Here is a 21598-nt window from a genome sequence, read left to right as displayed (position 1 = left end):
GCGATGGTCGGAGGGACAAACTCGCGTACGGTCTACTCGGAGCAGATCATGCCGAATCGGGCACAGGCAGAGCCCGGGCAGGACCGCCAGCCGGCGGTCCTGGCCCCGGCGGAGTTCGGCGGCTATCCCGGCCCGTTCCGGCGTCCGGTGCCGGGAGCCACGCTGCTCAAGCTTCTCGGTACCACCGACGCCAAGCAGATCGGCCTGCTCTACCTGACGACGTCCTTCCTGTTTTTCCTGATCGGCGGGGTGATGGCCCTGTTCATAAGGGCCGAACTGGGCCGGCCGGGCCTGCAGTTCCTGTCGCCGGAGCAGTACAACCAGTTGTTCACCATGCACGGCACGATCATGCTGCTGCTGTTCGCGACGCCCCTGGTGTTCGCGTTCGGCAACTACGTCGTGCCGCTCCAGATCGGCGCCCCGGACGTGTCGTTCCCGCGGTTGAACGCACTCGCGTACTGGCTCTACCTGTTCGGCGGGGCCATCGTGACCGGGTCCTTCATCACGCCCGGGGGCGCGGCCGACTTCGGCTGGTTCGCCTACTCGCCACTGAGCGACGTCGACAACTCGCCCGGGGTCGGCGCCAACATGTGGCTGGTCGGACTGGTCATCTCCGGCCTCGGCACGATCCTCGGCGCGGTCAACATGATCACCACGATCGTGACCCTGCGCGCTCCCGGCATGACCATGTTCCGGATGCCGATCTTCACCTGGAACGTCCTGCTGACCAGCGTGCTGGTGATCCTCGTGTTCCCGCTGCTGGCCGCGGCGTTGCTGGCGCTGGGCGCGGACCGGCTGATCAACGCGCACGTGTACGACGCGGCGACCGGTGGGCCGATGCTCTGGCAGCACCTGTTCTGGTTCTTCGGCCATCCCGAGGTCTACATCGTGGCGCTGCCGTTCTTCGGCATCATCAGCGAGATCATTCCGGTGTTCTCCCGCAAGCCGATCTTCGGCTACACGGGTCTGGTGCTCGCCACGATTGCGATCACGGTGCTGTCGATGACGGTGTGGGCGCACCACATGTTCGGCACCGGGCAGGTGCTGCTGCCGTTCTTCAGCATCGTGAGCTTCCTGATCGCGGTGCCCACCGGGGTGAAGTTCTTCAACTGGATCGGCACCATGTGGAAGGGGCAGATCACCTTCGAGACGCCGATGCTGTTCGCCATCGGCTTCCTGGTCACCTTCCTGCTCGGCGGGCTCACCGGTGTGCTGCTGGCCAGCCCGCCGGTGGACTTCCACGTCACCGACACGTACTTCGTGGTCGCCCACTTCCACTACGTGCTCTTCGGCACGATCGTCTTCGCCGCCTTCGGTGGGGCGTACTTCTGGTTCCCGAAGATGACCGGGCGGCTGCTCGACGAACGCCTCGGAAAGGTCCACTTCTGGACCATGTTCGTCGGCTTCCACACCACGTTCCTCGTGCAGCACTGGCTCGGCAACGAGGGCATGCCCCGGCGGTACGCCGACTACCAGGCCGATGACGGGTTCACCATCCTGAACACTGTCTCCACCCTGGGTTCGTTCGTCCTCGGCGCGTCCACGCTCTTCTTCATCTACAACGTGTGGAAGTCGTGGCGGTACGGGACCATGGTCACCGTCGACGACCCCTGGGGGTACGGCAACTCCCTGGAGTGGGCCACCACCTGCCCGCCGCCGCTGCGCAACTTCGACCGGATGCCCCGCATCCGCTCCGAACGCCCCGCCTTCGACGCCAAGTACGGCACCATGGTCGCCGACCTCGGCCGGGACCTACCGCAGCGCGCCGCGAGGCCACCGCAGGAGCTGCACGACGAGTTGCACCGGCAGGGGCGCCGGCCGGAGACGCCCAGCCCCACGGGCGCGCACGGGGTCGAAGAGGTGGAGACGTACCAGCCGCTTCCCCAGTCGGGCGCCCGCCCCATCGACGTCCCCAGCCCGGACGAGGTGCGCCGGCCCAGCTTCGAGCACACCCAGGAGGCCGACCAGGACCCGTTGGACGCCCAGCACGCCGAGGGCGCGCCGCCCGGGTGGCGCCACCCGGGCGACGAGGACGACGAGCGCGACCGCTGACGGCGGCAGGACTGATCCGGCGGCCACTGGGTAGGTGCGGCCGTGGTCGACGCCGGTCCGCGGGGCAGTGGGGGCGTACCGACGGGCGCCGGTGCGCCCGGGCGGACCCTGGTGGCCCGGCTCGCGCCGCTGCGGTCCCGGCTGGCGGGCACCCTCCGGGAGCGGGGGCGCCGGATGCGTGCCGTCGGCATGCTCGCCGTACAGGCCGGGCTCGCGGCGGGCCTGTCCTGGTTCGTGGCCGACACCGTGCTGCACATCTCGCAGCCCGTCTTCGCGCCGATCTCCGCGGTGGTCGCGCTCGCGGCGTCGGTGGGCCAGCGGCTGCGCCGTACCGTCGAACTGATCGTCGGCGTCAGCGTCGGCGTCTTCATCGGCGACCTGCTGATCTACTTCCTCGGGACGGGGGCCTGGCAGCTCGGCCTGATCGTGGTGCTGGCCATCGTCGTGGCGGTGGTGGTCGGCGGCGGCCCGGCGCTGATGGTGCAGTCCGCGGCCACGGCCGTGCTCATCGGCACGCTGAGCCCCGTCGTGGAGAACCTGGAGTTTCCCCGCTTCCTGGCCGCGCTCATCGGTGGGGGCGTGTCGATGGCGGTCACGGCGGTGCTGCTGCCGCTGAACCCGCTCCGCGTGATCAACCGTGCCGGCTCACCGGCGCTGGACCTGCTCGCCGACCAGCTCGAGGTGACCGCCGGCGCCCTGCGGCGGCGCGACGCGGCCGCCGCGCAGGCGGCGCTCGACCGGCTGCGCGACAACAAGGAGGAGGTGGCGGCGTTCAACGAGGCGGCGCAGGCGGCGCGGGAGGCCAGCACGCTCTCGCCCGTGCGGTGGGAGAGCCGGCAGGGCCCGGTGGGGCGGTACGCGCGGGCCGTCGAGCCGGTCGACCGAGCCATGCGCAACAGCGGGACGCTGATCCGCCGGACGGTGACCCTCATCGAGGACGAGGAGCCGATCCCCGAGGCGCTGCCCGTCGCCGTCCTGCTGCTGGCCGAGGCGACCCGGGTGCTGAGGCGTGAGTTCGCGACCGCGGACGAGCCGGACGAGGCGCGCGAGCGGGCGCTGCGGGCGGTGAGCGAGGCGGGTCGCGCCTACCGGGCCGGTGTGGGGTTCTCCGGGGCGGTCGTGGTCGCCCAGGTGCGCACCACCACGAGCGACCTCCTCGTGGCGACCGGCGTCGAACAGGAAGACGCGAACCGCCTGGTACGCGACTCCTTCGGCCCCATGACCCGCCCCTGACCCCCGCGATCTTGCACTTTCTGCCCCGGCAAAAGCCCCGAACGCCGCGTTACAGGGGCACAAACTGCAAGATCGCGGGGGATGGGAGGGCCGGGGAGGGGCGGGCCGGGGTGTGGGGGGCGGGTCAGCGGGGAAGGTGCCGCTGTGCGCGGCGGACGGGACAGGGGTGCCCGGAACTACGTGGTGGTCGGCGGGACCAGCGGCCTCGGCCTCGCCGCGGCCCGGCTGCTCGCCGACGAGGACCGGGTGGTCGTACTGGGCGACGTGCCCGACGAGGTGACCTCGGTGGCCGACGACCTGGGCTGCGACGGCGGCGTCTGCGACACGTCCGCGTACGACGAGGTCCGCGACGCGTTCGCCGAGGTGGTGCGGCGGTACGGCACGATCGACGGGGTGCTCGCCTGCGCCTCGGTGTGGGCCGGCGGGGACCTGGCGGACCTCCCGCCCGAACGCATCCGCCGAGCCGTCGAGGTCAACGCCCTCGGCACGACGTACGTGCTCAAGGAGGCCCTGCACCACCTGCGCCGGCAGGGCTACGGCAACGTGGTGTACGTCGGGGCGATCGCCGTCACGCAACCGCGGCCCGGGATCCCCGTCTACCGGGCGACCAAGAGCTACGGCACGAGCCTCGTCGAGTCGCTGGCGGAGGCGCAGCACAGCAACCGGATCAAGGTGATGCAGCTGCACCCCGGGCCGATGCCGACCCGCCTCCAGGAGCGGGTCGGCGACGAGTTCCTCGACGAGGTCTACGCGCTACCCGAGCAGGTCGCGGCCGAGGCCGTACGCCTGCTGCGGCTCGCCCCCGACGACCTGTACGTCTCCGGCGAACGCGTGCTGCGCGCGGACGGGCGGTGGTGACACCGGAGGAGACCGGGAGCGCGTGTCGTCCCGTCAGGCGAACCGCTCAGTCGTCGCGGGGATGAGCCCGGCCAGGCGTACGGCGGTGGTCAGCTCGTGCAGGACGGGCCCGACGCTGTGGTCTGCGGCGGTCGCCAGGGCCACGGTCAGGTCGATCGCCCAGGCCACGCCTCCGCCGATCCGGCGCAACGCCCAGGTGTGGTCGTCCCCGCCGACGCGCCGCCGGCCGGCGGCCAGGACCCCGGCGGGCGCGTGGTGGCCGGCCGGCCAACGGGCGGCCAGCTCCGCCGCCCGGTCCGCCGGCAGGTCCCCGGCGAAGAGGGTCCGGTACACGCGCCGCTCGTGACAGCCCTCCGGGGCCACCGGGGACGCGAGCAGCAGCGGCGCCGCGGCGGGAAACGCCTGCCGGTCGCCGAACCGGTCGCGCAGGCCCGGCTCGCCGGGCAGCGGCCCGCCACCGAGCTGCCGGTGGGCGGCGTCCGCGACGCTCCGGGGGACCGGGCGCACCCGGGCGCGCAGCCGCGCGTCGGCACGCATGCCCCGGCTGAACGACGAGGAGCTCCGCCACCCGGTCGCCGGCGTCCACACCGCGCTGTCGAGGCCGACCGTGCACCAGTCGGGGGCGCGGACGAACTCCTCGACGACGACCGCCTCGGCGGTCGCGCCGGAACCGTCGACGATCACGTAGTAGTCCAGCGGTGTCGCCGCCACCACCGGCACCGTCGCGTACGTCTCGACGCTCATCCGGCCCCCCCGCTTCATCGCCGCAGCCCCGACCCGCACGCTAGCGGAGCCCGGGCCCGGGCCGGGATCACCGCGCCGGCGGCGGTACGGGAAGGACGGCACCCTCCACCGAGGAGCGGTGCGCGAGCTCGATCAGCGCCACGGTGTTCACGGCGTCGACCGGGTCGACGGGCATCGGCCGGCCGTCGCGCAGCGCGGCCGCCACCTGCTGGTAGAAGCTCTGGTAACGGCCGGGCTCGGTGGGCACCGGCCGCAGGTCGCCGTCGACGCCGAGCTGCCCGTACCGCTCGGGGGTGACCTCGCCCCAGCCGCGCGTGCCCGGCCGGCCCCCCTCGCGCAGCGCCGCCTCCTGCGGGTCCAGCCCGTAGGTGGTGTAGCCGGCCCGGTCGCCGAGGACGCGCAGGCGGGGGCCGAGCTGCGGGGTGACCGCACCCATCCAGAGGTGGGAGCGGACGCCGCCGGCGTGGGTCAGGGCGACGAACGCGTCGTCGTCGACCTGCGCGCCCGGACGCCGCCGGTCCACCTCGGCGTAGACGTGCGAGACCGGCCCGAACAGCTGCACGGCCTGGTCGACGAGGTGCGCGCCGAGGTCGAACAGGGCGCCGCCGGCCTCGTCGGGGTCGCCCAGCTCGCGCCAGCCCGGCTTGATCGCCGGTCGCCAGCGCTCGAACCGGGACTCGAAGCGGGTCACCCGCCCCAGCTCACCCTGCTCGACGAGCCGGCGGGCGGTCAGGAAGTCGCCGTCCCAGCGGCGGTTCTGGAACACCGTCACCGGAACGCCCCGCCGGGCGGCCTCGTCCACCAACTCGCGGCCCTGCGCGGAGCTGGGCGCGAGCGGCTTGTCGACCACCACGGGGAGGCCGGCGGCCACCGCCGCCCGGGCCATCGGCACGTGCTGCCGGTTGGGGGTCGCCACCACCACGAGGTCGACCGCGTCCGGGGTACGCCAGAGCAGGTCGGCGTCGTCGACCAGGCGGGCGTCGGGGTGGTCGTGCCGCACCTGCTGCCGTCGCTCCGGATTCCGGGTCACCACGGCGTGCAGTCGCAGCCCCGGTGTCGCGGCGATCAGCGGCGCGTGGAACACCCGTCCGGCGAGTCCGTACCCCAGCAGCGCGACCCGCAACGGTGCCTGCGCCGTACCCGCCATGCCACCCTCCGTTTCCCGGGCGGCGTCCTGGTGAGCCCGGCCCCGGTGGCCCCGAATCTACGCCGGGCGTCCGCCGCTTCCCGCCGGCATGGCGAAGATCACCGGCCGCTGTCGGCGGGCTTGCCGGATCCGCCGGGACGGGCGGCGGCGACCCGGGGCGTGTCAATGTAGCGTTGACAGGTGGTCGACGCGCTGGACCGGTTGGGCGAACTCCGCGCCGCGCGGGTGCGGCTCGACGAGCAGGAGTTGGAGCTGATCGACCGGGCGCGCCACGCGGGGGCCACCTGGGCGCAGGTCGCCGCCGCGCTCGGTCTGGCCAGCCGCCAGGCCGCCGAGCAGCGCCGGCAGCGCCTCGTCGCGGCGCGCCAGGCCCGCCGGCGCGAGTCGGACCGGGGCTATTCCGGCCGGATCGTCGCGCTGCGCGCGGCCGTACGCGACCTCCAGCGCTGGATCGACGCGGACCGGCGGTGGGACGGCCGGTTCCCCCGGGCGGCGCTCGTGCGCGCCACGGCGGCGGTCGCCCACGACGCCGAGCCGGGCGCGCTGTACGCGCTGGCCCGCCACCTCGCCGCCGACCTGGCCGGGGCGGGCCCGGACGCACTGCCGCCGCCCGTCGAGGCCGCCGCCCGGCGGCTCGACGCCGCGCTGTCAACGACGCGTTGACAGCGCGACGACCCCATTGCCTCAGCCCGGCTCAACTCTGAGGATCTGAGTCGTCCCGACTCACCCTCGGAGGGCCTGTGCGACGGAACGCGGCGCTGTTCGTGGCGATCTCGGTGCTGTCCGGCCTCGGCGGCAGCGCCATGAACCTGGCCACCGGGATCTGGCTCCTCGACCTCACCAGGTCCGCCGGCATCGCGGCTCTCGCCGGGCTCTGCCTCTACGGCCCGCAGCTGGCCGGCCCGTGGTTCGGCGGCCTACTCGACCGGGCGCCGCGGCGGCCACTGCTCGTGGCGACCAACCTGGCGCTCGCCGCCACCGTCCTGAGCCTGCTCGCTGTCCGCGGGCCCGGCCAGACCTGGCTGCTCTTCGTCGTGTCCGCCGGCTACGGGATCAGCTACCTGCTCATCGACGCGGGCGAGACGGCGCTGCTGCCGTCCGTGCTGTCGCCCGGTGAACTCGCCGACGTCAACGGCTGGCGGTCCAGCGCCCAGGAGGGCATGAAGCTGGTCGCCCCGGCGGTCGGCGCGGGCCTGTACGCGTGGCACGGCGGGCCTGCCGTCGCCGTCTTCTGCGCCGGGCTTCCCGCGCTGGTGGCCGTCCTGTACGCGGCGCTGCGGCCGGCCCGCACGCCGCCCCCGCCGGCACCGGTCCCGCGTGGCGGGGTCCGGGCCGGCATCCGCGTCCTGACCGGACAGCGGCCGACCCGGGTGACGGTGGGGCTTGCCGCGGTGGCGATCGCCATGTCCGGCTTCACCACGGCCGCGGGCTACGCGGTCGTCACCGGCGACCTGGGCCTGCCGAGCACGTTCCTCGGCGTGCTGCTCGGCGCGCAGGGGGCCGGGTCGGTCGCCGCCGGGCTGGTCGTCGGCCGCCTCCTGTCCCGGTACGGCGTCGTACGGGTGGCCGTGGTCGGCGCCCTCCTGTTCGCCGCCGCGTGCCTGGGCCGGTGCCTGCCCTGGGCGCAGGGGCTCGTGGCTGCGGCCGTCGTGGGTGGCGTCGGTCTGCCGTGGGCGCTGGTCGCGGCCGTCACCGCCGTGCAGACGCACACGCCGCAGGCGCTGCTCGGCCGGGTGTCCGCCACCGCCAACACCGCGATGTTCGGGCCGATCGTGCTGGCCACCCCGCTCGGATCCGTCGCGGTGGGCCTGGGCGGTCGCCCGTGCCTCGTCCTGGCCGCGGGCGTCTGCGTCGCCGCCGTGGCCGCCACGGCCCGCCGGCGGGACCCGTCCGGCCCGGTCGGGACGCCCACCGCGGCGGCCCCGGCGACAAGCCGCGCATGATCCACGGATGGGCGAGGTGGCGCCATCCCGGACGCCGGGACACCGCCACCTCGGCGAGACGGAGGCGATCGCGCCAACCCGGGTGAGCGACGGGCGCTCAGCCGGCCCGGCGGATGTCGAGCAGGTGGTGCTCTCCCTCATGGACGGTGTGCCGGCCGAGCCAGAGCATCGTCCGGGCCGTGGGCTCCGGCCAGGGGTAGACGCCCGTGCGGTCGAGGTCCGTCGGGCGGAGGCCCGCGAACCGGGCGGCCAGCGCCTCGGCGGCGTCGGCCAGATCCGCGAGCACCACCGCCGGGTCCTGCTCGTTGTACGCCTCGGCGACCGCCCGCTCGTCGCGTCCCATCGGCGGGAACTCGGGCGTGGTGACGCTAAGCGCGAGCACGAGCCGTTCGCCCTGGACCCGCAGGACGTCGCGGACGTGGCAGGTGTACTCCAGCGGTGACCAGACCCCCTCGGCGGGGCGCCGGCGCGGCTCGCTCGCCGCGCCCAACGCCGTGGCGTAGCGGTCGCCCATACCGCCCAGGAGCCGCGGCAGGTCGGCGGCCGGCACGTCGGCGTAGACGAATCCGCATTCGTCGCAACGATCCACGGCCCGAAGCGTACGCCCGCGCCACCCGGCGCAAGGGACCCGGCGGCCGTACGGGTACCCCGGCCGTTCGGCGCTGCGGCGTCGCGGCACGTGGTGTCATGGGCGCGTGGAACTGCGCGAGATGCGGGCGTTCGTGGCCGTGGTGGAGGAGGGCAGCCTCTCCGGCGCCGCCCGACGCCTGCACGTGAGCCAGCCCGCGCTCTCCCAGCAGATGAACGGCCTGGAGCGGCAGCTCGGCGTACAGCTGCTGGTGCGGGGCAGCACCGGGGTCCGGGCCACCGAGGCGGGCGCGACCCTGCTCGTCGAGGCGCGCGCGGTGCTCGCCCGCTACGACCAGGCGGTCGCGGCCGTGACGAGGCACGCCGGCCCGGGCGAGGCGCTGCTGCGGCTCGGTATCCCGCTGGAACTGCCCGCCGACCTGCTGTCCGGCCCGCTCGCCGGGCTGGCCACGGCCTACCCGGCGACCCGCGTCCAGGCCCTGCACATGTCGACCGCGGACCAGCTCGCCGCCCTCCGGGCCGGGGAACTCGACGTCGGCCTCGTGCGGGAGCACCCGGTCGGCCCCGACCTGGACGCCGTCCTGGTCGTGCAGGAGCGCCTCGGCGTGCTGCTCGCCGCCGGACAGGCGGCGAAGCTCGCCGGGCCTGACGGCATCCGGCTGGACGCCCTCGCCGGCCTCGACTGGGTCGGCTTCCCCCGCTCCGGAAGCCCCAGGTGGTACGACGAGGTGACCGCGATCCTGCGCAGCCACGGCCTCGACCTGGGCCGTACCCCGCCGGAGGGGCAGGGTCTCATCGCGCCCGTGAAGCTCGCCGCGGTGACCGCCGGCGGGGCGTTCGCGTTGGCGCCGCCGGACTGGCAGCAGCCGATCCCGAAGTCGCTGACCTGGGCGCCGCTGGTCGGGCATCCGCTCGTACGCCGCACCTGGGCGGCCTGGCCGGGGAGTTCGCGCCGACGCGACCTCGGCCACCTGATCGCCGCGCTGGAGTACCGGGGGCCGGCGTAGCCGCCGCTTATGGCGGCCATAAGCGGTGCCACCAGCGAGGTGGGAAAGCCGCGGGCCCCCGGCGCCTTACACCCACGGGTCGGGACAGCCCCGACCGTCGCAGTCACGAGATGTGGGTGGAAGATCATGGAACTGCAGGGAACCGTGGCGCTGGTGACCGGCGGCACCAGCGGCATCGGCCGGGCCACCGCGCTGGCGCTCGCCGGGCGCGGCGCCCACGTGGTGATCTCCGGTCGGGACGAGACCCGTGGCAACGAGGTGGTGAGGGAGATCCGGACGGCCGGCGGCCGGGCGGACTTCGTGGTCGCCGACCTGCGGGACGAGGCGTCCGCGCGGTCGCTGGCGGCCCGCGCCCGGGAGCTGGCGGGACCGGTGGACGTGCTGGTGAACAACGCCGGCATCTACCCGTTCGGCCCGACCGAGCTGACCACCGAGCAGGACTTCGACGCCGTGTACGCGCTCAACGTCAAGGCGCCGTACTTCCTCGTGGCCGCTCTCGCGCCGGAGATGGCCAAGCGCGGCCACGGCGCGATCGTCAACGTGAGCACGATGGTCGCCGAGTTCGGTTCGCCGGGCATGGCCCTGTACGGGTCGAGCAAGGCGGCCCTGGTGCTGCTCACCAAGTCGTGGGCGGCCGAGTACGGGCCGCACGGCGTCCGGGTCAACGCGGTTAGCCCCGGCCCGACCCGGACCAGCGGCACCGCCCCGATGGGCGACGACCTCGACCAACTCGCCGCCCAGGCGCCGGCCGGCCGGCCCGGCTCGGCGGAGGAGGTCGCCGAGGCGATCGTCTACCTGGCCAGCGACCGGGCGAGCTTCGTGCACGGGGCGGTGCTGCCCGTGGACGGCGGCCGGATCGCCGTCTGAGCCGGGGTCGGACAGCCGTCGGCGGCCCGCTCCGCGATGCTCGTGGGGTGGGCCGCCGACCGGCGGCTTGCATCTCCCGTAGGGGGAGAGGCGAGGGTGGGGGCATGGACGGCGACGCGCGGTACTCGATCGGTGAGCTGGCCCGGCGCACCGGGCTCACGGTCAAGACGATCCGGTTCTACGCCGATCGCGGGATCGTGCCGCCGGCCGGGCGGAGCCCCGCGGGCCACCGCCGGTACGGCATCGACGCGGTCGCGCGCCTGGACCTCGTGCGGACGCTGCGGGACCTCGGGCTCGACCTGCCGACGATCGGCCGGGTGGTCCGGCGGGAAGTGCCGCTCGCCGAGGTCGCGGCGACGCACGCCGACGCGCTCGCCGTGCAGATCCGGCTGCTCCGCCTGCGCCGTGCCGTGCTGGCGGCGGTCGCGCGCCGCGAACCCGACGTGGAGGAGATGGAACTGATGCACCGGCTGGCCACGCTCACCGGGGAGGAACGGCGGCGACTCGTCGGCGAGTTCCTCGACGCCGTCTTCGACGGTCTCGACGCCGACCCCGCGTTCGCCGGCATCCGGCGTTCGATGACCCCGGAGCTGCCGGACGATCCGGAGGGCGACCAGGTCGAGGCGTGGATCGAGCTGGCCCGACTCGCCCGCGACCCGGATTTCCGCGCGCGAATGCGGCAGGTGGCCGAGCAGTACGCCGCCGACCGCGCCCACGACCTCGAGGGCGGGGTGCGCCCGGACGCCGTGGCGGTCGTCCGTGCCGAGGCCGGGCCGGCTCTCGCGGCCGGCGTCGATCCGGCGTCGCCGCCGGCCGACGTCGTGGTCGCGGCGATCACGGCCCGGTACGCGGCGCTCTGCGGCCGCCCGGACGGCCGCCCGTTGCGGCGCCGGCTGCTGGCCCGGCTCGAGGCGGCCGGCGACCCGCGGCGGGAGACGTACCTGCGGCTGCTGTCGGTGGTCAACGGCTGGCCGGCGACCGACAGCCTGGCGCCGTTGCTCGACTGGTCGGTCCGGGCGTTGCGGGCGCGGGCCGGCTGAGACCGGCGGCCGGGCGAGAGACGCAGCTCACCGTCGGCGGACCTCACACCTGTGCCGGGCCGTTTCGTCACTTCTACGTAGGGATCACTTCTTCGCGTGGAAGGAACACCATGAGCTCACCGGCGGAAAGGCTTCGCCGCGACTTCGGCGGCGACATCATCGAACCGGGCACCGGGGAGTACGAATCGGCCCGGAGCGCGGTGTTCGCGTCCGGTAGTCCGGCCTACATCCTGCGACCCGAGAGCGTCGGCGACGTGCAGGCGGGTGTCAGGTTCGCGGCCGGCGCGGGACTGGCGCTGTCCGTACGAGGTGGCGGGCACAGCTTTCCGGGCTTCGGCACGAACGACGGCGGCGTCGTGATCGACCTCGGCAAGCTCGCGGGCGTGGAGCTCGTCGACAAGGAGCGGCACCTCGTGCGGATCGGCGGTGGCGCCACGTGGGGTCGGGTCGCGACCGTCCTCGCCCCGCACGGCCTGGCGATCTCCTCGGGCGACACCAAGACCGTCGGTGTCGGCGGGCTGACGCTGGCCGGTGGCATCGGCTGGAAGGTCAGGAAGTACGGCCTGGCCCTGGACAACCTGGTCGCCGTGGAGGTGGTGACCGCCGACGGTGCGCTGGTCCGCGCCAGCGCGGCGGAGAACCCGGACCTGTTCTGGGCGATCCGCGGTGGCGGCGGCAACTTCGGGATCGTCACCTCCTTCCACTTCGTGGCACACCCGACGACGGACGTCTTCTTCGGCAGGATCACCTTCCCGGCCTCCGAGGCAGGCAGCGTGCTGCGGGGCTGGGTGGAGCACCTCCGTACCGCGCCCGAAGCGCTCACCTCCATCGCGAACGTCGCCAATCCGCTCGCCGGCGGCCCCGAAGCGCCGGTCGAGATCCACGTCGCCTTCGACGGCGACGACCCCGCGCTCGCGGCCCACGCCATCGACCCGATCCGCCGGCTCGGCACCGTGCTGGACGACGACGTCGCGCTGAGGCCCTACGCGGACACGCTGGTGGACGGCGCGACGCCGCCGCCGGGCATCCGGTTCCTCACCCGGAGCGCGTTCGTCGGGAAGGAATCAGTGGCCGAGGTGCTGCGGATCGTCGCCGAGGTCGGGGCGTCGGAGAGGCCGCCGTTCATCGCCGTTCGCAGCGTCGGCGGTGCGGTGTCCCGGGTCCCCGACGACGCCACCGCCTACGCGTACCGCCGGGCGGAACTGATGGTCGTGACCATGACCGCGGGTCCGGAGCCGGTCGTCGCCGCCGCTCGTCCGGCGCTGGATGCGATCTGGGGCAGGCTCGCACCGCACGTCGACGGCGCCTACGCGAACTTCCTCGCCACCGCTGCCGAGGACGACGTCGCGGCGATCTATCCACCGGAGACCTACCGGCGGCTCGTGGCGGTGAAGCATCGGTACGACGCCGCCAACCTGTTCACCGGCAACCACAACATCCGGCCGCGGTAGTCCGGTCGGCGGGCGGGTGGGGATCCGCCCGCCCGCGGCCGGCGCGCCGGGTCGGTCACGGAAGAGGCGGTCAGGACGCCGTCCAGAGCCGGAGCTTCTCCGGGTTGCGCATCACCCAGATGCGCCTGACCCGGTCGCCCACGACGTCGAACGCCAGCACCGCGGAGGTCACGCCCTCGTGCTGGACCACCAGGCCCGGCTGACCGTTGACCGTACGCTCCAGGAACGCCAGGCCCGTGGCCCGGCAGGCGATGCCGACCAGATGGCGTGCCACCTGCTCGGCGCCCTCCACCGGATGGAGCGCGGCGGCCGCCAGGCCACCCCCGTCGGCGGTCACGGTGGCGTCGGGGTCCAGCAGACCGACGAGGGCGCTGACGTCCTTCGCCTCCCACGCCTGTTTGAGGTGCCTGATGACCACGGCGCCGTGCCGCGACACCGGGGCCGCGGGAACCCGCGGCGCCGCGATGCGACGGCGGGCCGACGAGGCCAGCTGGCGGCACGCGGCCGGCGTCCGGCCCACGATCTCGGCCACTTCCGGGAAGGGGTACCCGAAGACGTCGTGCAGGATGAACGCGACCCGCTCAGCCGGGGTCATCGACTCGAGCACGACGAGGAAGGCCATGGTGACCGACTCGTCGAGGGTCACCCGGTCGGCAGGATCGGGCGTGCCGCCGCCCGGCCGCCCGCTGAGCCACTCCGCGTGGTCGGGCAGCGGCTCCGGGAGCCACTCGCCCACGTAGCGCTCCCGTCGGCTCCGCGCTGAGCGGAGCAGGTCGAGGCAGACGCGGCTGGCGACCGTCGTCAGCCAGGCGCCGGGAGACTCGATGGCGTCCTGCTGCCGCGGGGTCATGGCGTACCAGCGGGCGTACGTCTCCTGTACGGCGTCCTCGGCCTCCGCCAGTGAGCCGAGGAGCCGGTACGCGAGGTTGACCAGCCGGCGCCGCTCGCCGATGACCGCGTTCGGACGCGGGTCGAGCAGGCCGCCTTCCGGCTCGGACTGTGTGGTCATGGTGTCGCTGGCTCCCCGTGCCTCGGCGCTGTCGTCATCATCTCGACGAGATCGCACCCGGGATTGTGAGGTCGTGCCTCCGGTCAACCCGCCACGACGCGCCGCCGGACGCCGCCACGGACCCGACCGGGCTAGACGCCGAGGCCACCGACCACGGTCATCTCCTGGCTGGCGAACTCCCCGGTGAGCATCGGCATGGCCCGGGCGATGGCGGCCTTCGTCTCGGGCAGCTGGAGCGACCGGTCGTGGTGCTCCCTGGACTCCCAGATCTCGCTGACCCGGATCAGGTCGGGGTCGTCGTCGACCACGCCGACCGCGTAGAGGTGGCAGCCCGCCGCGCGCAGGCCGTCGACACCCTCCAGGAGGATGGCCACCACCTCGTCGCGCTGCCCGGGCCGGGTCCTCATCGAGTTGACGTAGCCGTACGTCATCGCCTGCTCCCGTTGTCGCGATCGTCGTCGCCGCCAGTCTGCCCTGCCGGTACGACAGGCCGTGCGGGGCGGGCCGGACGTGCGGCGGCGGGGTGCGGAGGCCCGCACCCCGCCGTCGTCAGGGGCGGCGAGCCGGCCGGCCCGGTGAACCCGGGCCGGCCGGTCGCGGTCACGGGTTGGTGATGCCCAGCGAGTAGCTGCCGGAGCCGCTGTAGGCGTGGACCTCGAACCGGTAGTAGCCGGCCGTGCCGTTGTAGCTCAGCGACTCGTCCGGGCCCGCGCCGTACGAGCCGGCCACGTCGACCCAGCTGGCGCCGTTCCACTTCTGCAGGTAGAGGTCGAAGTCGACGCCGGTCGGGCCGTCCAGGCAGCCGCGGTGGGTGCCGGAGACCGACGAGTAGTAGTAGCTGCCGTTCGGCTGGTAGACGCTCTGCCCGGCGGACACCGAGCCGGTGTAGGTCGCCTCGTAGCCGGTGCAGCCGGTGGGCGGGGGCTCGCCGCCACCGCCGCTCGTGCGCAGCGTCAGGCCGTACACGGAGAGGATCTCGTTGACCGGCTGGAAGTAGGTCGTGCCGCCGGAGGTGCAGTTGCCGGAGCCGCCGGAGGTGACGCCCTGGGCCTGCTGGCCGGAGAGCCAGGACCCGCCGGAGTCGCCCGGTTCGGCGCAGACGTTGGTGCGGGTCAGGCCGGTGACCGTGCCCTGCGGGTAGTTGACGGTCTGGTTCTTGGCCTGGATCGTGCCGCAGTGCCAGCCGGTGGTGGAGCCCGAGCGGCAGATCGCCGCGCCGACCGCCGCCTCGGTGGACCCGGCCACCGTGACGTTGCCGCCCGAGTAGTTGTTCACCCAGGGCTGCGGGGTCCAGTTCGAGTTGGTCTGCACCCAGGCGTAGTCGTTGCCGGGGAACGAGGACCCGCGGAAGGTGCCCTGGGCGACCTGGTTGTAGCCCTGGGTGGCCGTGCCGACCGTGCCGCAGTGCCCGGCCGTGACGAACCCGCCGGTGACCGGGAACCCGACCGAGCAGCGGCCGCCCATGTAGTAGGCGTCGCCGCCGCGGACGTCGTAGAGGGTGCGCGGAACCTCGGTGCTGGCGACCACCCGGACGGCGGCGGCGTCGACCCGGCTCGCGCGGACGAACGACCGGGCCGCCCGGGCGTCGCCGCGGGCGAGGACGACCACGGTGTTGGTGGCGACGTCGACGTACCAGCCGGGGACCGCGTCGGCGGGCGCCTGGGCGGCGTGACGGTCGAGCGCCGACTTGACCCGGTCGAGGTCGGCGGCGCTGCGGGTGACGACGGCGGGTTGGGCGCCGGCGGCCCGGACCCGGTCGGCCGCCGCGCGGTCGGTGACCGCGACGACGAGCCGGTCGCCGGTCAGCCACCCGCCGGCGTACGCGTTGCCGAGGGACGTGCGCAGCGCCGCGTCCGTGCGGCTGCCCTTCTCGTCGCGGGCGACGCGGGCGCGGACCTGATCGGCGGTCAGGCCGAGATCACGTTGCATGGCCGTGGCCATCGCCGACGACACGTCGGGCGCGGCGGGGCCGCTGGGTGCCGCCGCGGCGGGTGACACCACGGCGGTGAGGACACCGACGGGCAGCAGGACGGCTGCTGCCACGGCGGCGAGGCTTCGTCTCATCCGTGCCTCCTCGCGGACGGCCGCGGCGGGGGTGTGCCGCGGACGGGTCAGCGACACCGTACGCGGATCTGATCGAGGTGTCTCTATATCAGCTGGCTCATACCATCGGCCGGCCGACCCGACGGATGTAGGAAAACTTCTTTCAAGCGATTGACTTCGATGCTTTGTGACGGAAACAATCCCGTCTACATCCACCTTCGTCAATTGCTACTCGTGGAAGGAGGCACCCATGGCAGCTCTGCTGGGCGAGGTGTCCTGGTTCTGCTGCGGCAGCGCCTGGGGTCCGTGCGGCACGGCCGGCGGCGGCGCGTGCGGCACCTGCCGCTCCGGCAACTACCAGCACGCCTGGCCGAACACCTCGGACGCGTGCCTGGCCATCACCCGGCCCGACGCGTGCGGCATCACCGGCATGAGCCGGCGCGGTTGCGGCTTCCGGCACTACACCACCAACCTCTGCAACGGCGCCCGCATCGGCACCACGATCGCCGACTGCGGCCCGCAGACCGACCTGTTCTGCGGCGAGCGCACCTGCTGCGGTTCGGCCTGCGGCAGCAACCGGATCATCGACCTGACGCCCGCGGCGTACAGCGTCATCGCCAGTCTCTCCACCGGGCTGCGGCCCTGCTCCGTCGACACCGTCTGAACGGGAGGGACCCCACCATGCACCAGACCCTGGACCGCCGCCGACTGCTCGCCACGGCCGCGCTCGGCGGTGTCGTCGGCGCCACCGGCCTCGGCTCGCTCGCGCCCGAGGCCGCGTTCGCCGCCGACGCGGTGGCCGTCGAGCCCGGGATGCCCGACCCGAACTTCGCCGAGGGGCGGATCAGCAAGATCTCCGGGAACATGCTGCTGGTCACCGGCTCGGACACCGTCCTGCACTCGATCCGGATCACCGACGGCACGAGCATCTGGAAGCTGCACCCCACCACGTTCGACCGGGTGGCCGTCGGCGACGGGCTGTACGCACGAGGCGTACGCCTGCCCGACGGCACCCTCGCCGCCGACTCCGTCTGGGTGAACATCGTCAACCTGCACGCGCACATCGCCTCGGTCGGCCGCAACGTGCTGCACCTCGACCACAAGGGCCAGCGGATCGTCGCGCACGTCGTGACGGGCCGCTCCGCCGCTGTCTACAACGGCACCCCGGCCGTCAGCGACATGTCACTGCTGCGGGTCGGCCGGCACGTCCAGGTGCTCGGCGCCTGGCACCCGGACACCAACGAGATCGACATCGCCACCGTCTACGCCGCCGCCTGACCGCGCGACGCCCCGGACCGTGCGGCGTACCGGCCGGGGCGTCGCCCACTCCGACCACCGGAGGGAGAACCCATGCTCGAGATGATCGCGGCGCTGCAACCGCTGGTCGTCGGCGCGGTGCTGGTCTGGTCCGCCCGCGTCAAACTCCTCAACCGGCACGCCGCCGCCACCGTCAACCGGTCGGCCCTGGTCCGGCTGGTCGGGGAGCGCCGGGCGCTGCCCGCGTACCGGCTGCTCGGCGGCGTCGAGCTGGCCCTCGGCGGGCTGCTCCTGCTACCGCCCACGCCGCGCTGGGAGGCGGCCGCCGCCACCGCCCTCGCCGGCGGTTTCCTCGCCTACCTGACCTACGCCCGCCGCGCCGCCCCCACCTCGTCCTGCGGGTGCCTGAGTGCCCGGGCCACCCCGGTCTCCGGGCGCAGCGTCGCCCGCGCGGGCCTGCTGGTGGCGGCCGGCGGCCTCGCGGCACTGACCACCGCCGGCTGGACGGCGGCACTCACGGCGCGACCGCTGGCCGGCGTCGCCGTGCTCCTCATCGAGCTGGCGGCCGTCGTCGCGCTGTCCCCCGAACTGGACCGGGCCTGGCTGCTGCCGCTGCGCCAGCTGCGGGTCCGGCTCACCCACCCGCTGCGCGGCAACTCCGGTGTCCCGCTGCTCGCGAGCGTCCAGCAGCTCCAGCTCAGCGACGCCTACCGGCGGGTCGCGCCGCTGCTGCGGTCCGACATCCGCGAGCACTGGGACGACGGCGGCTGGCGTTTCGTGGGGCACGCCGCGCGCTACCAGGGCCGACCGGCGACCGCGGTGTTCGCCGTGCCGTTGACCGACGCGGAGCCCGGGTCGGTGCGGGTCGCCGTCGTCGACGACGCCACGGGGCACACCCTGCTCAGCCTGGCCGGTACTCCGCCGGCCACCGGTCCGCACCTCTCCGTCGTCCCGGCCTGACCGGCCCGCCGAAAGGACACACGATGATTCCGGCTCCCACCTCCCGCCGGGCGCGGCTCGCGCTCGGCGGCCTGCTCGCCCTGGTCACGGCCCTGTCCGCACCGGTCGCGGCCGCGTCCCCGGCGTCCGCCGACCCGTCCCGGGCACCGGCGGGAGGCGGCCCGCCGGCGTCCGCCTTCGACGCCGCCTCCGCGCGGTACGACGTCCCGCGTGACCTGCTCGTGGCGATCGGCTATGCCGAGACGCGGCTGGACATGCACGCCGGGACGCCGAGCGCGTCCGGCGGGCACGGCCTCATGCACCTGGTGCACACGCGCACCCTCGACGAGGCGGCCTCCCTGACCGGGCTGGCCCCGGCCGCGCTGCGCACCGAGCCGGCCGCCAACGTGCTCGGCGCGGCGGCCGTGCTGCGCGCGTACGCCGACCAGGCCGGCCTGACCGCGACCGGGCGCGACGACCTCGGCCGCTGGTACGGCCCGGTGGCCCGGTACGGCGGCGCACGCGAGGCGCCCACCGCCCGGCTCTACGCGGACACCGTCTACGACCTGCTGCGCACCGGGTTCACCTCCGAGCGCGGTGAGCGCGTGGCCGGCCGGGCGGTCGTGCCGCAGCGGGGCGCGCTGGAGCGGACGCCGTCGCCCGACGGCGTGGGCATCCTCAGCACCGACTATCCGCCGGCGGCGTGGGCGCCCGCCAGCACCAGCAACTACACGGTGGCCAGCCGGCCGGGCAGCCACCCGGTCAACTACGTGGTCATCCACATGACCCAGGGTTCCTACGCGGGCTCGATCAGCTGGTTCCAGAACCCGGCCGCGCAGGTCAGCGCGCACTACACGTTCCGCTCCTCCGACGGTGCGGTCACCCAGTCCGTACGGGAGAAGGACATCGCCTGGCACGCCGGCAACTGGACCTACAACACGCAGTCCATCGGGATCGAGCACGAGGGGTACGTCGACAACCCCGCCTGGTTCACCGACGCCATGTACCGCGCCTCCGCCGCGCTCACCCGCAGCCTCACCGCGAAGTACGGCATCCCGCGCGACCGGGCACACGTCATCGGGCACGTCGAGGTGCCCGGCGCCACCCACACCGACCCCGGTCCGAACTGGAACTGGACCTACTACATGCAACTGGTGAACGGTGTGACCGGCATCGGCTCCGGCACCGTGAACACCTCCTCGGCCAACCTGAACGTGCGCTCCGGGCCCGGCACCGGCTACCCCGTCGTCGGCAGCGTCGCGGCGGGCGCCACGGTCAGCATCTACTGCCAGGCGGCCGGCACCACGGTCTCCGGCCCGTACGGCACCAGCAACGTCTGGAACCGCATCGGCACCAACCGCTGGGTCGCCGACGCGTACGTCCTCACCGGGCACAGCGGCTACATCCCGGGCGTGCCCCGCTGTTGAGGGCGGGCCGACGCCGGCGCCGGGAGGAGGCGGGCTCCTCCCGGCGCCGGTCCCGGCTCAGCCGTTCTGCTTCTGCTGGCAGGGCACGCAGTAGCGGGCGTGCGGCAGGATCTCCAGGCGCTCGGCGGGGATGTCCCCCTGGCACCGCTCGCACACGCCGTAGGTGCCCTCGGCGATGCGCCGCAGGGCCCCGGTGATCTGCTCCAGGGTCTGCCGGGTAGCGGCGATCAGCGCCGACTGGGTGTGCGCCTGGCCGGGGTCACCGGTGTCGGCGGTGAGTTCGGTCAGTCTCGCCGTCTGGACCTCGAATTCCTGGGCGAGGGACGCGTGCAGGCCGTCGAGCCGTTCCTGGTCGGCCCGCCGGTGGATGCCGGTGCTCATGGTGGATCTCCTTGTCTGGATAGAACAAAAAGGGCCGAAGCTTGGAAGCTTCGCCCCTGGCGTCCGTTGTGGTGTGACGGATCAGCCGGTGGGCCACGGCCCGGGACGGGGCTCGGCAGCCCCCAGGCGATCGAGGTGGGCGCGAGGAGCGCGCCCGCGCGGTGGGTGCGCGGCAGCGCGGCGTGGCCCGACCGGTGGGCAGCACGCATCGCCGTCAGCATCGTGACGGTGGCGGCGCGCTTACCGACCGTTGGCATCCGACCACCATAGGCGGCCGGGACGGGAAAGCCAACCGCCTTGGGCGGATCAGCCGGCCAGCGCCGGCACCGGCTCGACCGGGCGCAGCCGGTTCCGGGCCACCAGCTCGACGGTGACGACGACCGCCACGACCTCCACGGCGAGGAGGCCCACGAGGACGAAGAGCTGGGTCACTCCCGCGGTGACGGGGCTCGCGCCGCCGAGCAGGACACCGACGAACGCTCCGGGCAGGGTGACCAGGCCCACCGTGCGGGTCTGGTCCAGCGCCGGGATCAGCGCCTGGGCGGCGGCGGAGCGGCTGACCAGCAGCACCGCGTCGCGGGGTGACAGGCCGAGGGCGAGCGCCGCCTCGACCTCGCCGCGGCGTCCGGTCAGCTCGTCGAGGGCCCGCCGGCCGGCCAGCGAGGTGGCGGTCATGGCCCCGCCGATCAGGATGCCGGCCACCGGGATGACGGCGATCCCGCGCGCCGGCACCAGGCCCGCCACCAGCAGCGACGCGACCACGGCGAGACTTCCCGCCACGACGGGCAGCCCGGCCCACCAGCCCCGTACGCCGGAGGTGATCCGCCGTGCGGCGGTGCCGGACGCGACGACGCACATCAGCGCCACGAAGCCCGCCGTCGCCCAGAGCGAGGTGACGATGGCGGCTATCAGCAGCGACACGGCGGTCAGCTGGGCCGCTGCGCGGACGGCGGCGACCACGATCTGCCGTGCGTGGCCCAGCCGTCCGAGCACGGCCACGCCCGCCGCCGCGGCGGTCAGCGTGGCCAGCGCCACCCAGAGCTTCGGTCCGATCACCAGCATCGTCGAGGACATGCGGGCCAGTCTTCCCGCAGCGCCGGCCGCCGGCAGCTTCGCGCGCTCAGGCGGGCAGCGGGCGTTCGCTCACGACGTTCTTCATCACCAGGGTCGAGGTGAGGCGCTGGACGCCGGGCAGCGTGGCCAGCACGTCGTCTTCGAGCCGTTGGTAGGCGCCGAGGTCGGCGGTGACGATCCGCAGCAGGTAGTCCGGGTCGCCGAACAGGCGCTGGGCCTGCACGACGTTCGGCACCCGAGCGACGGCGGCCTCGAACCCGAGCAGGGTGTCCCGGTCCTCCTGGCGCATGGTGACGAACAGCAGCGCCTCGAACGTGAGGCCGACCGCGGCGGGGTCGACCAGGGCGCGGTAGCCGCGGATGGTGCCGGAGCGCTCCAACTCGCGCAGCCGCCGGTGGCAGGGGGAGACGCTCAGCCCGACCCGGCCCGCGAGATCGGTGACGGTCAGGCGGCCGTCGGTCTGCAGCTCCGCAAGGATCTTCCGGTCGATCGAGTCCACGGGGTGGATCCTTCCACGGAACGGGCCGATACGGGGAGA

The 21598-nt window shown here is 74.1% G+C and carries 22 protein-coding genes; 13 read left to right on the top strand and 9 right to left on the bottom strand.

Going from position 1 to position 21598, the window contains the following annotated elements; all coding sequences use genetic code 11:
• The first annotated feature begins 48 nt into the window (after positions 1–48).
• From ctaD to D7193_RS02175, 3 genes are all read left to right on the top strand, one after another.
• On the top strand, positions 49–2052 hold the full coding sequence (gene ctaD / locus D7193_RS02185; RefSeq protein WP_120779185.1) for an aa3-type cytochrome oxidase subunit I: 2004 nt from the start codon (positions 49–51) through the stop codon (positions 2050–2052).
• Positions 2053–2094: 42 nt separating this feature from the next.
• Positions 2095–3285, top strand: coding sequence for an FUSC family protein (locus D7193_RS02180; protein WP_377456411.1), 1191 nt, complete (start codon positions 2095–2097; stop codon positions 3283–3285).
• 144 nt (positions 3286–3429) lie between these two features.
• The gene (locus D7193_RS02175) at positions 3430–4143 is read left to right on the top strand and encodes an SDR family NAD(P)-dependent oxidoreductase (RefSeq protein ID WP_158674757.1); all 714 of its coding nucleotides are present in this window, start codon (positions 3430–3432) and stop codon (positions 4141–4143) included.
• Between the two features lie 33 nt (positions 4144–4176).
• On the opposite strand, the gene D7193_RS02170 is transcribed toward D7193_RS02175, so the two are convergent.
• A complete protein-coding gene (locus D7193_RS02170) occupies positions 4177–4887 on the bottom strand; it encodes a hypothetical protein (protein ID WP_120777693.1) in 711 nt (236 codons plus the stop codon).
• Positions 4888–4954: 67 nt separating this feature from the next.
• Complete coding sequence (locus tag D7193_RS02165; RefSeq protein WP_120777692.1) at positions 4955–6034, bottom strand: Gfo/Idh/MocA family oxidoreductase; 1080 nt, start codon at positions 6032–6034, stop codon at positions 4955–4957.
• A 180-nt stretch (positions 6035–6214) separates the two neighbouring features.
• Between D7193_RS02165 and D7193_RS02160 the strand changes: the two genes are divergently transcribed.
• Together D7193_RS02160 and D7193_RS02155 are read left to right on the top strand one after the other, a co-directional pair.
• The gene (locus D7193_RS02160; protein ID WP_120777691.1) at positions 6215–6697 is read left to right on the top strand and encodes a hypothetical protein; all 483 of its coding nucleotides are present in this window, start codon (positions 6215–6217) and stop codon (positions 6695–6697) included.
• A 77-nt stretch (positions 6698–6774) separates the two neighbouring features.
• Positions 6775–7977, top strand: a complete 1203-nt coding sequence (locus D7193_RS02155) for an MFS transporter (RefSeq protein ID WP_120777690.1) — start codon at positions 6775–6777, stop codon at positions 7975–7977.
• A 97-nt stretch (positions 7978–8074) separates the two neighbouring features.
• Here the strand turns inward: D7193_RS02155 and D7193_RS02150 are convergent, their stop codons facing one another.
• Positions 8075–8566 carry a DinB family protein gene (locus D7193_RS02150; protein WP_147434313.1) on the bottom strand — a complete coding sequence of 164 codons (492 nt, stop codon included), beginning with the start codon at positions 8564–8566 and terminating at the stop codon, positions 8075–8077.
• A gap of 106 nt (positions 8567–8672) precedes the next feature.
• Between D7193_RS02150 and D7193_RS02145 the strand changes: the two genes are divergently transcribed.
• From D7193_RS02145 to D7193_RS02130, 4 genes are all read left to right on the top strand, one after another.
• Positions 8673–9572, top strand: a complete 900-nt coding sequence (locus D7193_RS02145) for a LysR family transcriptional regulator (RefSeq protein WP_206611839.1) — start codon at positions 8673–8675, stop codon at positions 9570–9572.
• Between the two features lie 126 nt (positions 9573–9698).
• Positions 9699–10439 carry an SDR family NAD(P)-dependent oxidoreductase gene (locus D7193_RS02140; RefSeq protein ID WP_120777688.1) on the top strand — a complete coding sequence of 247 codons (741 nt, stop codon included), beginning with the start codon at positions 9699–9701 and terminating at the stop codon, positions 10437–10439.
• 104 nt (positions 10440–10543) lie between these two features.
• Positions 10544–11479 (top strand): MerR family transcriptional regulator, encoded by a 936-nt coding sequence (locus D7193_RS02135; RefSeq protein WP_120777687.1) that lies wholly within the window; start codon positions 10544–10546, stop codon positions 11477–11479.
• 110 nt (positions 11480–11589) lie between these two features.
• Entirely contained in the window at positions 11590–12930 is a 1341-nt protein-coding gene (locus D7193_RS02130; RefSeq protein ID WP_120777686.1) for an FAD-binding oxidoreductase, read from the top strand.
• Between the two features lie 70 nt (positions 12931–13000).
• Here the strand turns inward: D7193_RS02130 and sigJ are convergent, their stop codons facing one another.
• The 3 genes from sigJ to D7193_RS02115 form a co-directional block, all read right to left on the bottom strand.
• A complete protein-coding gene (sigJ, locus tag D7193_RS02125; protein WP_120777685.1) occupies positions 13001–13939 on the bottom strand; it encodes an RNA polymerase sigma factor SigJ in 939 nt (312 codons plus the stop codon).
• Between the two features lie 131 nt (positions 13940–14070).
• Complete coding sequence (locus D7193_RS02120; RefSeq protein ID WP_120777684.1) at positions 14071–14370, bottom strand: putative quinol monooxygenase; 300 nt, start codon at positions 14368–14370, stop codon at positions 14071–14073.
• A gap of 169 nt (positions 14371–14539) precedes the next feature.
• Entirely contained in the window at positions 14540–16003 is a 1464-nt protein-coding gene (locus D7193_RS02115; RefSeq protein ID WP_241562787.1) for a S1 family peptidase, read from the bottom strand.
• Positions 16004–16232: 229 nt separating this feature from the next.
• Here D7193_RS02115 and D7193_RS02110 point away from each other — a divergent pair, with 229 nt between their 5' ends.
• The 4 genes from D7193_RS02110 to D7193_RS02095 all read left to right on the top strand — a co-directional run bounded on the left by D7193_RS02110 (position 16233) and on the right by D7193_RS02095 (position 19605).
• Positions 16233–16646 carry an RlpA-like double-psi beta-barrel domain-containing protein gene (locus D7193_RS02110; protein ID WP_120777683.1) on the top strand — a complete coding sequence of 138 codons (414 nt, stop codon included), beginning with the start codon at positions 16233–16235 and terminating at the stop codon, positions 16644–16646.
• A 17-nt stretch (positions 16647–16663) separates the two neighbouring features.
• The gene (locus D7193_RS02105; RefSeq protein ID WP_120777682.1) at positions 16664–17260 is read left to right on the top strand and encodes a cell wall protein; all 597 of its coding nucleotides are present in this window, start codon (positions 16664–16666) and stop codon (positions 17258–17260) included.
• Between the two features lie 72 nt (positions 17261–17332).
• Positions 17333–18199, top strand: a complete 867-nt coding sequence (locus D7193_RS02100) for a MauE/DoxX family redox-associated membrane protein (RefSeq protein WP_187356242.1) — start codon at positions 17333–17335, stop codon at positions 18197–18199.
• Between the two features lie 23 nt (positions 18200–18222).
• Positions 18223–19605, top strand: coding sequence for an N-acetylmuramoyl-L-alanine amidase (locus D7193_RS02095; RefSeq protein ID WP_120777681.1), 1383 nt, complete (start codon positions 18223–18225; stop codon positions 19603–19605).
• Between the two features lie 57 nt (positions 19606–19662).
• Here D7193_RS02095 and D7193_RS02090 read toward each other — a convergent pair whose 3' ends face one another.
• The 3 genes from D7193_RS02090 to D7193_RS02080 all read right to left on the bottom strand — a co-directional run bounded on the left by D7193_RS02090 (position 19663) and on the right by D7193_RS02080 (position 21559).
• On the bottom strand, positions 19663–19986 hold the full coding sequence (locus tag D7193_RS02090) for a TraR/DksA family transcriptional regulator (protein WP_120777680.1): 324 nt from the start codon (positions 19984–19986) through the stop codon (positions 19663–19665).
• 306 nt (positions 19987–20292) lie between these two features.
• Positions 20293–21060, bottom strand: coding sequence for an ABC transporter permease (locus D7193_RS02085; protein WP_241562786.1), 768 nt, complete (start codon positions 21058–21060; stop codon positions 20293–20295).
• A gap of 46 nt (positions 21061–21106) precedes the next feature.
• Complete coding sequence (locus tag D7193_RS02080) at positions 21107–21559, bottom strand: Lrp/AsnC family transcriptional regulator (RefSeq protein WP_120777678.1); 453 nt, start codon at positions 21557–21559, stop codon at positions 21107–21109.
• Positions 21560–21598: the final 39 nt, after the last annotated feature.

The sequence above is a fragment of the Micromonospora costi genome (assembly GCF_003626655.1).
Taxonomy (GTDB): Bacteria; Actinomycetota; Actinomycetes; order Mycobacteriales; family Micromonosporaceae; genus Micromonospora; species Micromonospora costi.
This window is presented reverse-complemented; position numbering and strand designations above follow the sequence as displayed.